Genomic DNA, 13,631 nt, shown 5'->3' with positions numbered 1-13,631 from the left:
AAAGTTACCTGGCAAAACAATCAATAACAAAAATAACCCGTAACCTGTAACTTTAAACCCCGTAATCCGTAACTTTTCAACGCATAACTTTTCTTATCTTTGCCCTCCCTAAAACACGAAGCGTATGGCACTGATAAAAAGCATATCCGGAATAAGAGGCACTATTGGCGGAAAAACGAATGATAACCTTACTCCGCTTGACATAGTTAAATTTTCTGCAGCCTATGGCACCTGGCTGATGCAGCAAAGCAGCAATAATAAAATAGTTATCGGAAGAGATGGAAGGATAAGCGGCGAAATGGTAAGCAGCTTAGTTGTAAACACTTTATTGGGATTAGGATTACATGTGATTGATCTTGGATTAAGCACCACCCCTACTGTTGAAATGGCGGTAAAATTTGAAGAAGCCGCCGGAGGTATTATACTAACGGCCAGCCATAACCCAAAAGAATGGAATGCTTTAAAATTATTAAATAACAAAGGCGAATTCATCAGCGGTGATGAAGGAAAACTAATTTTAGATTTAGCTGCCAGCGAAGATTTTAATTTTGCTGCAGTGGATAAATTAGGCACTTATACAAAAGATGAAAGCTTATTACAAAAACATATTGATGCTGTGGTGAATTATGAATTGGTGGATGTTGCAGCTATTAAAAAAAGTAAATTTAAAATTGTTATAGATGCAGTAAATAGTACGGGCGCTATTGCAGTACCTGCATTATTAAAAGCCTTGGGTGTAAAAGACATTGTGGTAATTAACGAAGAAGTGAATGGTAAATTTGCACATAACCCTGAGCCTTTACCAGAACATCTTACACAATTGAGCAATGAAGTAGTTAAAGAAAATGCGTCTTTAGGTATTGCTGTTGATCCAGATGTGGACCGCCTTTGTTTTGTGTGTGAAGATGGCAGCATGTTTGGCGAAGAGTATACTTTAGTAGCCGTTGCTGATTATGTGTTGAGTAAAAGAAAAGGCAATACGGTTAGCAATATGTCTTCTACAAGAGCATTGAAAGATGTGACCATAAAACATGGCGGCGAATATTTCCCCAGTGCAGTAGGCGAAGTGAATGTGGTAAATAAAATGAAAGCTGTAAATGCAGTGATTGGTGGTGAAGGTAATGGTGGTATCATTGTTCCTGATCTGCATTACGGAAGGGATGCATTGATTGGCATAGCATTATTTCTTACGCATTTAGCCAACAGCAAAAAAAGCATCAAACAATTACGCAATACCTATCCTGATTATTTTATGAGCAAGAATAAAATTGCCTTAGAAAATGGTACTGATGTAAAAGAAATTTTTGAAAAGATAAAAGCAAAATATAAAAACCAGCCGATCAATACTGAAGATGGTTTAAAGATCGAGTTTGATACTGACTGGGTACATTTGCGTACCAGCAATACCGAACCCATTGTTCGTATTTATGCTGAAAGTAATTTTGAAACTACTGCCGATAATATTGCAAAAAGATTAATGCAGGATATAGGGCAGATGATGTAATCAGGAGTTGCAAGTGGCAAGCTACAAGCCATAAGGTTAAATCACTTGCAGCTATTCCCCTTGTAGCTTGGAGCCTTATTATGAACAGAATCTACTTCGACAACGCAGCCACCACCGCACTGGATCCACAAGTACTGGAAACCATGATGCCTTATTTAACTGAAAAATTTGGTAACCCCTCTTCTATTTATTCTTATGGAAGAGAAACAAGGATGGCCATTGAAGCCGCCAGGAAATCGGTGGCTAAAATTCTAAATGCACACCCCGCAGAAATATTTTTTACCAGCGGCGGTACCGAAAGCAGCAACACGGCTATTACCGCTGCCGTCAGAGATTTAGGTTGCAAACATATCATCACTTCTCCTATCGAACATCATGCAGTATCGCATTCTGTTGAACATGCAGATAATTTAGACATTGCCAAGGTAAGCTATGTAAAACTATTACCCAACGGACATGTAGACATTGAAGACCTGGAAAAATTGTTAGCCGGCAGCAACGAAAAAACATTGGTTACATTAATGCACGCCAACAATGAAATTGGTAATATTTTAGATATTCATGCAGTAGGTAATCTCTGTAAATTATACAACGCCATTTTTCATAGTGACACGGTACAAACTGTTGGCCACTTTCCTTTCGATCTTAGAAATACCCCGGTGCATTTTATTACCGGCGCAGCACATAAATTTCACGGGCCAAAAGGTGTGGGCATTTTATATATCAACGAAAATGTAAAAATAAAACCCTTTGTACATGGCGGCTCACAAGAGCGTAACATGCGTGCAGGCACAGAAAATTTGTATGGCATTGTTGGCTTTGCCAAAGCTTTGGAAATGGCTACCGCAGGTTATGAAGAAGACAGCGCCTTCATTGGTACGTTGAAGTATTATATGATGGATGAATTGAAAAAGAATATTCCCGGTGTTTCCTTCAACGGCGATACTTTGGGCCGCAGTTTATACACCGTCCTCAGTGTAAGTTTTCCTAAAACAGAAAAATCAGAAATGATTTTGTTCAACATGGATATTAATAATATTTGTGCCAGTGGCGGCAGCGCCTGCACCAGTGGTGCCGACCAGGGCAGCCATGTTATACGTGCCATCAACAATAATCCCAACCAGGTAACCGTGCGTTTTAGTTTTAGTAAGCACAATACTAAGGCAGAAGTGGATGCCGTAGTGGAGAAGTTGAAATCTCTGGTGTAGGAATTTGCCTTTGGCAAATTCATTTTCGCCGACGGCGAAAATAGAACATACCGAAGCCTTTGTCCTACCGCCAATTCAACACATTGTTTCGAATGTAGAGAGCAATATTTTCATATTCTACTTCATTACGAATTACCCGGTCATGAAATCTGCTTTGCCAGTTAAAAGCAGGAAAATTATTTTCGTTACACCACTTTTTTACATGTCCCTTAAAATGATTAATAAATGAGCTTACTGAGCCTTTTACCAAAGGAGATAAACCTGTAATACTGCTGTATGCTTTATTTTCTAAATTAATTATTTCAACAATAAGGTGGATATGATCGGGAAGCACCGACCACTCAGTTATGGAAGTAATAGTTGTATTAGCATTGATATAGGATGGATTATTTTGATAAGGATTGTCCAGATCTTCGTCTACATAAAATTTAAGAATATTACTTTTTACATACTCGCCAATTACAGTTAATGTAATTTCCTGATTAGCAATTTTTCCAAAAAAATGTTCTCTGTCTTTAGTGACAATTGTTATAAAATAATATCCGTTCTGAGAATAATCGTAATTGTATAAACGATACTGTTTATTTTTTTTGTACATAGAAAAGTTCCCTTTTTGATTCTTTTCTATGATAATTATGCAGGGAAAATGGTTGCATGTAGGAACATGCCTTTGGCGTGTTCTATTTTCGCCGATGGCGAAAATCAAAAAATTTGCCTTCGGCAAATTGAATTCGCCACAGGCGAATTCCTACGAGTATCCTAAACTCCCCACCAACTCCTTCGGCAACACCGGTAACTGCCTTCTGTCAATTAAAAAACTATTCAGTTGCGCCAGCTCTTTAAAAATATAATGTTTATCCATGGCGCCTTTTAAATAACCGGCGCCGGTACTGCCGCCGGTACCAATACGTGTACCGATCATACGGCGTACCATATTAATGTGGCGGTTGCGCCAGTTGCCTAACTGGTTATCAATTTCCAGTAAGGTATCTAATAATTGAAAAGGTAATTCCAGCATGGGATAACCACGATACAGCATAATAAATAATGCAGCACGGCAGGCTTTGGGTGTAAGGTTTCTTTCTGCATTAGCTGATGTATCAGTAAAGACTGTAGTAAAAAATTCCGCATTATTTTTTTCTGCTTCGGCTAAACTGTTTACATACACCTGCTGATAATTATTCCAGAATTCAGTGGTGATAAAAGGCATTCTTTCTAACCAGGCATTGATCAATTCTAAAACTGATCTGCCATTCTCTGCGTCTTTAATAACAGCAATATCTTTTTCTTTTAACTGAGAGGTATAATAATTCTGTCCATGGCGCTGATCAAATTTTAATCCCAGTTTTGCTTCCAGTATTTTAAACTGGTAACTCTGAAACCCGGATGCAGGCCGCAGCATATCACGAAAATCTAAAAAATCCATTGGCGTCATCGTTTCCATAATATCAATCTGCTGCACCAATACTTTTAATATAGTAGTTACTCTTTTTAAACGATGTACTACAGTTTGCATTTCAGGTGAGTTATCATTTAAAGTTGGTTTATCCATTATGGCAATAACCGAATTCACTTCAAACAAAATTTGTTTGAACCACAATTCATAAGCCTGGTGAATGATGATAAAAAGCATTTCATCATGCGCAGGAATTTTTCCTTCCTTAAAACTTTCAGGATCTTGTGCGCCGGTAATTTTTTCTAATTGCAAGTAGTCGCCGTAATACACTGCTTTATTTTCCATAACCATTGTTTTTGGTGCAGCAAACTTACATAAATGTATTGCTGCAAAAAATGTTTTTTAAGAATTACGTTTTGTTAATGACTGGTGAACAGAAAATTCCTTTAACGTTTTCTTATCTAAAGAAAAATTTTCTGGCATGCTATTCTAATAACAATGTACAAGCAGCCACTTAAAACACTGCCCCCAACAACATGAAAAAATTTTTTACTCTTGCTGTACTTAGTTTAATAATTATTACCAGCTCCAAAGCACAAATCAGTTACGGCGTGCAAGCCGGTGTAAACATTGCCAACTGGCAAGGTGATGCACTCAACAGTTTAAACAGTGTGGTTGATCTTAGCAACGGTTTTATTGGTACCAAAAGCAGAACGGGCTTTCACATTGGTGGTTATCTCAGCATTCCTATAAGCGAACAAGTATCATTTGAACCAGGTTTACAATATTCTCAAAAAGGTTACGCCATGAAAGGTGATTTAAAAATTGATGCACTGAAATTTTTAGGTGTAAACGCCAGTGCAAAAGTAGAAGCGAATTATATTGATATCCCTTTAATTGTAAAAGCGGAAGTTGCCAAAGGCCTGAGTATTTATGCCGGCCCACAAATATCTTACTTAGCCAAAAGCAGCCTGCATGTTAACACCAGTGTGTTAGGCATATCCTTACTCAATAAAAGATTAGATCTTACTGACAATTTCAATCGTATGGATATAGGCATTGCAGGCGGTGTGGGGTATCAGTTTGACAATGGCTTCAATGTAAAAGCCGGTTACGATTACGGTTTATCAAAATTAGACAAGAACGATAATTTTAAAGCTTATAACAGAGTGGTAAAACTTTCGGTTGGATTTAGTTTTTAGTGGCTATACTTTCGGTTAGGGCGGCACCTGTAAAAAGGGGCCGCTTTTTTGTAAGCTGTCTTTTAACTTTTGAGGAATGCTGAAGATTGGGCTATTTCTGAAGGCAATCCAACTGAGAAGAAAAATGTTCAATGCTCAAATTTCAATGCTCAATATTCAATATAAAATACCAATGCATTTTCATTGAAAATTGAAAGTTGTCCCGCCATTGCGGGAGAATATTGAACATTATTTCAAGCTCCTTCTTACATTCAGATACTATCTTCAGGTTAAAGCCTTTAGCACCTCATTTCCGGCAGCATTCATTTTCCGGCCCCTTAAACCGTTTCTCAGTGCATAGTTTCTGTTTAAGCCATGATTTTCCTTAAATTTGCATCCCGATTAACCAATCAACCAAATTCATGGGAAGAATATTTGAAGTAAGAAAAGGAGCCATGTTTGCCCGCTGGGATAAAATGGCAAAAGACTTTACCCGTATTGGGAAAGAAATTAATATTGCTGTGAAAGCTGGCGGTCCGGATCCGGATAGTAATCCTGCATTGCGCAGGTGCTACCTGAATGCCAAAGCCTGTAATATGCCAAAAGACAGAGTAGAGGCTGCTATAAAAAGGGCAATGGGTAAAGATACCAGTAGTTATGATGAAGTTGTTTATGAAGGATATGCGCCGCATGGTGTGGCTTTATTAGTAGAAACGGCTACAGATAACCCTACAAGAACGGTGGCAAATGTTAGAATGCATTTTACTAAAAGCGGTGGTGCATTAGGAACAAGTGGCAGTGTGGCTTTTACTTTTAACCGGATGGGAGAATTTAAAGTAAAAAATGCGGGGCTGAATGTTGAAGATCTGGAATTGGAATTGATCGATTATGGTTTAGAAGAAATAGGAGAAGATAGCGCCGGGAATATTATTATCCGCACCGCTTTTGCAGAGTTTGGACATATGGCAAAGGCATTGGAAGAAAAAAAGATAGAAGTTATTACAGCCGAACTTACACGTATACCAATGAATTTAACAGAACTTGACGAAGAAGCGGCTAATGATGTGTTGAAATTGGTAGATAAATTAGAGCAGGATGAGGATGTACAGAAAGTGTATCATAATCTGAAATAAGAACCAAGCACCTATATTTTATTAAAAGCTGTCTGTATAAGATGGCTTTTTTATTTTAATCAGTAATAAATATTTTTTTGAAGACTGACTTAAAACAAAAAAGCCCTGATAATTAAAACTATCAGGGCTTTTGTTGTACTCGGGATGGGAGTTGAACCCACACTCACATTACTGTGAACAGGATTTTAAGTCCTGCGTGTCTACCAGTTCCACCACCCGAGTGTAGTAGTGAAAAAAAATCCCGACTAGTCGGGATGATTTAGAGCGGAAGACCGGGCTCGAACCGGCCACCCCGACCTTGGCAAGGTCGTGCTCTACCAAATGAGCTACTTCCGCAATTGTATTATAAGAACTTATTTGAAAAATTTAAGCTGAGAACTCAGCTACCGTTTTTCGGACGGCAAAAATAAGGTTTGTATTCTCTACAAACAAAAAAATTTACTTGTATTTTGGATTGTACAGAGTATTTTCTGGTACATTCACCTCTGGTTTACCCTTATAACGGTGAGTATATAAATTATAGCACATCCCAATAACAAAAGCTAAAGCCAGAAAAACCTGGCAAAACCAGATAAAACGGGATGATGATACCCAGTTATGAGTAAAATCTTTATGTGCAGTTTCTATAACTTCCTGTTCCATGTTTTTTAAAATTTGCAGTGCAAAAATAAGGTGTATGCTTCAAAAAAACTTATTTGTTATCAACAATTTCTGAAAAGGTTTTTTTCTTTTGTACAAAATACCGCCATACGATCAGGCCTTTGTACAACCCGTAAGGCTTTCCGTGTTTTTGTTTCGGAAAAACAGATTGCTTTTTTTGAAACAACAACCATTTAAAAAAATGCAGATGCGCTTTTAAAACCGCCATAAAGTAGCCGCTATCACCTTTCAATAAATTCTGCCATGCAGAAACAGCATCTAAACCTAAGCGGAAAGGTATCTTCCATAAAGCATTACCAGGGGATAAATTTTTAAACAGCATGATCAGGTTATTCCTGAAGTTGAGCAATGTTTTTCTGCTATTGCCCTTGGGCAAAGTACCACCACCTACATGATACACTACAGATGCAGGTTGCACATACACTTTGTAACCGGCCAGTTGCATGCGCCAGCAAAGGTCTATTTCTTCCTGGTGGGCAAAAAAGTATTCATCCAATCCTCCCATAGCATGGTATACCGAAGCCCTTACAAATAATGCTGCACCACTGGCCCAAAAACAAGGTTGGGCATCGTTGTATTGTCCCTTATCCTCTTCACAAATATCAAATATCCTTCCTCTCATAAAAGGATAACCTAATGTATCCAGCCAGCCGCCACTTGCGCCGGCATATTCAAATTGCGTTTTATTATGGTATGCTAGTAGTTTAGGCTGGCAGGCAGCAATGGCAGTATTGCTCTCCATCAATTCAATAACAGGCTTTATCCAGTTGGGTGTTACTTCCACATCGCTGTTCAATAAAACATAGTAATCGCTTTGTACCTGTTTTAAAGCAGTATTGTACCCTTTTGCAAAACCTTCATTGCTGTTGTTGATGATAATTTCTATTTGAGGATATTGCAATTTTACAAAAGCCACAGAGTCGTCGGTAGAAGCATTGTCTGCAACTATCACTCTTTTATTATCGTATACCGATGCCATTACCGATGGAAGAAATTGTTCTAAGAACTTTCTTCCATTCCAGTTTAAAATAACAATTGCAACAGATGGCACAGGCTTCATTTATATGCAAACATAAAAGATTTTAGTTTTCAGATTTAAGATTTTAGTTTTACAGTAATGGTACGTCAATTTTTAAACTGGAGAACAGCGCTGGCATTTGTAGCTATTGCTATTGTAACCGGCACCGTTTTTTATTCCAATTACCTGGCAAAAAAAATTGCTGCAGATGAGAGAAAGAAGGTAAATGTGTGGGTGCAATCTTTAAAAACCAGGAGCAGTACCACCGAACCTTCGGCTATTGAACTTACCAATATCATTACATCAGAAAATAAAGAGATCCCCATCATTGCCACCGATGAAAATGATAAAGTACTTGGGCCAAATGACTATTCCAACCTGGATTCTAACAAAGTAAAAGCCGATAGCAATTATTTAAAAAATAAGATCGCAGAGTTTAAAAACCAGCATGAGCCGATTATGGTGGAAATAAGTAAAGACCCATTGTACTACAATAAGTATTATTATGGCGATTCTGAATTATTGCAGCAGGTGCGCTACTACCCTATCATTCAATTGATCATTGTGGCTTTATTTATCATCATTACGTTGATCACCGTATCAACAAGAAATAAATCCACCCAAAACCAGGTATGGGCGGGTATGGCAAAAGAAACGGCCCACCAGTTAGGCACACCACTTTCTTCCTTGCAGGGTTGGGTAGAAATGTTGAAGGATGATCCGCATAATGAAAAGATAGCTGTGGAGATGGCAAAGGATGTGGACCGCTTAAAATTAGTAAGTGACCGTTTTGGTAAGATCGGCAGCACACCGCAACTGGAAGAAAAAAATATTATTGAACTGGTAGAAAATATGGTGGCTTATATCAAACGCAGGGCACCGGAAAAAGTAAATTTCACTATCAATAGTTTTAATGAAACTGAAATTACAGGTATGGTTAATGCGCCTTTATTTGACTGGGTGATTGAGAACCTGTTGAAAAATGCATTAGATGCAATGGAAGGCAAAGGCAGTATCAGCGTTACTATAAAAAATGAAGTGGCCAATATTATCATTGATGTAAGCGATAGCGGTAAAGGCATTAGCAAACAAAATATTGCCAATGTATTTAAACCGGGTTTTACTACAAAAAAAAGAGGTTGGGGGCTGGGGCTAAGCCTGAGTAAAAGAATTATTGAACAATACCACAAGGGTGAATTATTTGTAAAACATTCTGAGCCTGGAAAAGGAACAACTTTTAGAATTGTGCTGAAAAAATAAGGTGCTTAATTGCTGTATAAAATTTTTATAGCTGTATATTATATTAAGAAAGTATGAATATTTTGAACCCAATTATTTTAGTAGTTTCAATCATTACTCTACTAAGCTGTGGAGGAAGCAATGAATCAAATGCTACAAGCCGTGAGTTAGTCCCTGTTCCTGAAGAAAATAAAAAAGATTCATTTGTCGCAAATCAGATGGACAGCTCCGAATATACAGAAACATCACAATCGTTAAATAAATATTTTCCATTTGAGTTGCTGGACATTAAAGGAACATATCAAATTGTAGCTCAAATTGAGGCTCCTGCTCTTTATCCTAAATATTACGACCTTTTTAAGAAATATAAATACGAAGGCAATGGTGTTTGCTGGGAGGGGCATATAACACAAATTCTGGAAAAACTTGATAACGAACTTTTAAAACATATTACTTTTGATCCGGAAGCAGGTGGTTTCTTTGCTAAAGCTGATACAAAATCCAATCAGATAAAATTTGTTCAACTATTAAGTCCTATCTTTTCAAATCAAAAAAATTTAGAAGAGTGGATAAAAAAAGCTGACCGCTCAAGAATTGACGACTAGCAGATGCCATTCATGCATTTTATACTCCATAAAAGATTTTATAAACGTTTTGACAGTATACAACTTATCAGCTAAATTTACACTCCCAAATCATGGCCGGGTGGCGAAATTGGTAGACGCACCACCTTGAGGTGGTGGCGCTGGAAACGGCGTGCTGGTTCGAATCCAGTCTCGGTCACAAAATCAGAATTCAGGTAATCTTCATTGAGATTACCTTTCTTTTTTTCTGGCATTTGTGTTGCTAAGCAATGCACGGAAATTATCCCTGAAACATACTATTTCCGCAAAAGAAGTTGCCCCAGGCAGCTGGAACAACTTCTTATTGTTAGTGCTCAGGAAATTACCGCTTTACAAACTTTGCATCATATAGTGCCTTACCATTTTCAATTATTCTGATATAATAAATACCGGTAGCAAATGAATGTACCTGCAATGGTATAGTTTGCACATTACCGGTAGCTTTGGCGTAAACCAGTTTACCTTCGTTGCTATAGATATTTAACGTTGTACCGGCTGTGCCAGGTTTTGGCAGTAATATAGTCAACACATTTTGAACCGGGTTAGGATAAACCATAATTATAGGTTCGCCAGCATTGCTTATTTTTATAAGATTGGTATTGCTGTACATATACTTGCCATCAACATCTACCATTTTAAGCTTGTAATAGTTGTTACCTGCAACAGCATTATTATGCAGCCATGAATAACTAACAGGCATACTATTGCTATTCTTTGCCGTTACTTCTGCAATTGCTGTAAACGTAGCACCATTAGTGGAGTATTCAAGAACGAACTTGCTTACGTTTTGTTCAGTCAATGTTTTCCATAATAACCTTACTTTATTATTTTCTTTGGTAGCGGTAAAACTTTCCAATGTTATAGGTAATGGTTGCAACCAGTTTAAAGTATAATCTGCCGGTGTAGGATCTTGCTTACCTGCTGCATCTAAAAAAGCATACTTCAAAGTAACTGAGGTTGACCCCAATGTAATACCGGTGTAGGAAAGTAATGCTGGATTAAAACCCGTTATTTGCTGATTAGCTGTTACTGCAATGCCATTATAATACACGGTAGCATTAGTGGGCAAATTGGTGATTACAATTGTATTACTGTTGCCCAATATTCCATCTTCAAAATCGGTACCACTGACAGCAGTAGTTACTGTTCCTGCCGGAATAGTACCACCGGTTGGATAAGGAACAGTTTGTGTTTTAGGGTCTGTATCAGGTAATTGTTCTAAACCAAAATTTTGGTTGGCAATAGTAATGGTAGTAAGGTTTACACTTAACATTGTTGAGTTACCGTTACTTACGGATGCGGCAGAAGATCCGGTATAAGCCCAGCCTGCAGGAGGGTTTGTTGCCATATTATTAATGCCGGATGCTGCTGAACCCGGACTTACATTATTGGTACCTATTACGATTGTTGCAGCGCCAGCGTTTTGCGGAGCGTTTGGAAAATTATAAGTTCCTGTTGCAGTTACATGTGCAGAATCAACAATGATACCTCCGATAATCAGGTATGCATATAATGGTACTCCGGCTGTAGTGCCATTTTCGCCGGAGCCTGCAACACCGGTTGTTCCAAAAATAGAATTGTAATTAACATCACTAAAAACCGTTCCACTAACAGCAACGGGTACAGGAAATTTATGATCCTCTACTTCTCCATCAAAAGCCGCAGATGAAGGTGTATTTACCGTAAGGCCGGGATCCGAAGAAATGCGAAGCCGCAAAAAAACCGGCCCCGTTGATACGTTGACAGGAATGGTCCAGCTAAGATTTACAGACGTAGTACCATTGGGAACAGGTACTGAAACACCTTCAGTTGATTGAAAAACACCATCATGATTAAAATCAATCCATCCCACAAGATTAGCCGAAACGGCAGGTAAAGTTGAATTTTGCACCACTATTCCATTGATAGCAAAAGTTCCGGTCATACCATAATATAAACCGGGAACAGATGCTGCTATAGCGGGTGTAATACCATCTTCGTCATCAGCTCTGGGTGTTGCTCTTAAATCATCTCCATCAAAATTAGAAGAAAATACGATTGCACTGTCGCCATCAACAGTAGTGCCTATACGCAATCTATCTTGTAAAAAATCATCGTTCGCCAAAAAGTGAGATGCAGCACCATAACTTGCCGGAGCATCTCCAAAATCCTGAAGGGTAAATGCATAACTATGCGGATCGAGATAACCGAAGGTTGCATCGGCATTTCCAATTTTATTTTTTACGATAGTATTCGTTACCAACGTTATAGGGTCCAAATCATATATTTTGGCTGTATTGCCTGCCCCATTACTTTCGAGAACACCGTATAATTTTGATCCATCGGGGAGCAGATTTACACCCATTACATTGCCCGAAGTGCTGCCACTATAGTTGAGTACAGCAGATTTTGCAGTTTGGTTTATAGTAACAGCTGTAACTAAAGTTTTATCTGCTTGCGTGGTAAACATATACGCCCTGTTTCCTCCGGCATCAAACATTGAACCTCCGTACAATAAAGTGCCCGCCTTATTTAGCATTAACGTGTGAATACCTGTTGGTTCAGTACCATCTCCATCAAGTATTTTATACATGTTATATGTAGGCGTGCCAGTTAAAGTGAATGAGAGAATAAAATTATTACCAGAGCTGCCGCTAACATACAGCCTGCTATTTATTGCATCAGCCACCACACCATGCGGACTAAATATTGTATTACCCAGTCCGTCTCTTGTAAGAAAAACCGAAATAGCAGGTACTGCATTTAAAGGATCTATAATTGTAATAAGACCGCCGCCGAACCCTCCTATACGTAAATTATCTACCACAATATATAAAGCTACACCCGCAGACGTGTAGGCAGATTGAATCATATCCATTCCTGTAGCTCTGCTGCCGGTTGCAAGAGCTGACGGTATTACTATGTTTTTTTCAAATACCATTGCGGCAGGATTCGTTACATCCAGGATAGTAACAATACCATCTGTATTAATGGTGCCAGGACTACCAACTACCGGAGATGCCCCAACATTTGATATAACTAAATAATGCTTATTGGTAGCCGCCACATAAAAGGATTTAAACGAATGCGGACTTGCTATTTTGGCCCCGCCAGAAGTATAACCAAATGTGCTTACAACTGTTTCGGTAGCCGGATCTACGCAAGAAATTAAACTTGTTGTGTTATTCCCATAATACACATAGCCACGCTTATCATTGCCAATACCGTAGGATTCACAGGTATTATTAATAGTTGCTGTTAATTTTCCGTTGGTTGAAGTATACGCAAATGCAGCTTTAGGGGTTTCCGTTCCACTGCTCAATTCCGGTACCCAACTTTGCCATGGATTGCCGGTAAGGTTTTGCGCCCCGGCTTTGATTACAATATTCAAAAGCAAAAGTATGAGTACTTTTTTTTTAAATAAGCCATCATTCAGGAGATTGGAAATTAAATGTATAAACACTTTCATATTACAGGATTTAAATGTTAGTGACAATTTTTGGATAAATTATTTTTCAACAGAAATTTGTTAGTAATAGAAATAATAAATTTTAAATCTAAAAAACGCAATAGTTTTAGTGCTAAATCACTACTGTCTTATCAACTAAAAAATGCAGTATTGAAATTTATTCTTATTTTCTTTCATACTGTCGCAAATATATATGTCCTTATTACCATTACAACTACACC

The 13,631-nt window shown here is 38.1% G+C and carries 10 protein-coding genes and 3 tRNA genes; 7 read left to right on the top strand and 6 right to left on the bottom strand.

Going from position 1 to position 13,631, the window contains the following annotated elements; all coding sequences use genetic code 11:
- Positions 1-124 precede the first annotated feature (124 nt).
- Both glmM and ACQ334_RS17470 read left to right on the top strand, forming a co-directional pair.
- Complete coding sequence (gene glmM / locus ACQ334_RS17475) at positions 125-1,504, top strand: phosphoglucosamine mutase (RefSeq protein WP_430989540.1); 1,380 nt, start codon at positions 125-127, stop codon at positions 1,502-1,504.
- Between the two features lie 80 nt (positions 1,505-1,584).
- Complete coding sequence (locus ACQ334_RS17470; RefSeq protein ID WP_430989539.1) at positions 1,585-2,712, top strand: cysteine desulfurase family protein; 1,128 nt, start codon at positions 1,585-1,587, stop codon at positions 2,710-2,712.
- A gap of 64 nt (positions 2,713-2,776) precedes the next feature.
- Here the strand turns inward: ACQ334_RS17470 and ACQ334_RS17465 are convergent, their stop codons facing one another.
- Positions 2,777-3,310, bottom strand: a complete 534-nt coding sequence (locus tag ACQ334_RS17465) for a transposase (RefSeq protein ID WP_430989538.1) — start codon at positions 3,308-3,310, stop codon at positions 2,777-2,779.
- Between the two features lie 150 nt (positions 3,311-3,460).
- Positions 3,461-4,453: a tryptophan 2,3-dioxygenase gene (locus tag ACQ334_RS17460; protein ID WP_430989537.1), complete on the bottom strand. Its 993-nt coding sequence runs from the start codon at positions 4,451-4,453 to the stop codon at positions 3,461-3,463.
- Positions 4,454-4,644: 191 nt separating this feature from the next.
- Between ACQ334_RS17460 and ACQ334_RS17455 the strand changes: the two genes are divergently transcribed.
- Both ACQ334_RS17455 and ACQ334_RS17450 read left to right on the top strand, forming a co-directional pair.
- A complete protein-coding gene (locus tag ACQ334_RS17455) occupies positions 4,645-5,310 on the top strand; it encodes a porin family protein (protein ID WP_430989536.1) in 666 nt (221 codons plus the stop codon).
- 401 nt (positions 5,311-5,711) lie between these two features.
- A complete protein-coding gene (locus ACQ334_RS17450) occupies positions 5,712-6,422 on the top strand; it encodes a YebC/PmpR family DNA-binding transcriptional regulator (protein ID WP_430989535.1) in 711 nt (236 codons plus the stop codon).
- A 136-nt stretch (positions 6,423-6,558) separates the two neighbouring features.
- On the opposite strand, the gene ACQ334_RS17445 is transcribed toward ACQ334_RS17450, so the two are convergent.
- The 3 genes from ACQ334_RS17445 to ACQ334_RS17435 all read right to left on the bottom strand — a co-directional run bounded on the left by ACQ334_RS17445 (position 6,559) and on the right by ACQ334_RS17435 (position 8,142).
- Positions 6,559-6,644, bottom strand: a tRNA-Leu gene (locus ACQ334_RS17445).
- A gap of 41 nt (positions 6,645-6,685) precedes the next feature.
- Positions 6,686-6,758: transfer RNA gene (locus ACQ334_RS17440), tRNA-Gly, on the bottom strand.
- A gap of 355 nt (positions 6,759-7,113) precedes the next feature.
- On the bottom strand, positions 7,114-8,142 hold the full coding sequence (locus ACQ334_RS17435) for a glycosyltransferase family 2 protein (RefSeq protein WP_430989534.1): 1,029 nt from the start codon (positions 8,140-8,142) through the stop codon (positions 7,114-7,116).
- A 57-nt stretch (positions 8,143-8,199) separates the two neighbouring features.
- Here ACQ334_RS17435 and ACQ334_RS17430 point away from each other — a divergent pair, with 57 nt between their 5' ends.
- From ACQ334_RS17430 to ACQ334_RS17420, 3 genes are all read left to right on the top strand, one after another.
- Complete coding sequence (locus ACQ334_RS17430) at positions 8,200-9,360, top strand: sensor histidine kinase (protein WP_430989533.1); 1,161 nt, start codon at positions 8,200-8,202, stop codon at positions 9,358-9,360.
- Between the two features lie 53 nt (positions 9,361-9,413).
- Positions 9,414-9,944 carry an Imm51 family immunity protein gene (locus ACQ334_RS17425; protein ID WP_430989532.1) on the top strand — a complete coding sequence of 177 codons (531 nt, stop codon included), beginning with the start codon at positions 9,414-9,416 and terminating at the stop codon, positions 9,942-9,944.
- A 94-nt stretch (positions 9,945-10,038) separates the two neighbouring features.
- Positions 10,039-10,122 (top strand) — tRNA-Leu (locus tag ACQ334_RS17420).
- Positions 10,123-10,284: 162 nt separating this feature from the next.
- Here the strand turns inward: ACQ334_RS17420 and ACQ334_RS17415 are convergent.
- On the bottom strand, positions 10,285-13,410 hold the full coding sequence (locus ACQ334_RS17415; protein WP_430989531.1) for a GEVED domain-containing protein: 3,126 nt from the start codon (positions 13,408-13,410) through the stop codon (positions 10,285-10,287).
- Positions 13,411-13,631: the final 221 nt, after the last annotated feature.

Origin of the sequence: Ferruginibacter sp. SUN106, from assembly GCF_050611765.1 — a bacterium.
Classification (GTDB): domain Bacteria; phylum Bacteroidota; class Bacteroidia; order Chitinophagales; family Chitinophagaceae; genus Ferruginibacter.
This window is presented reverse-complemented; position numbering and strand designations above follow the sequence as displayed.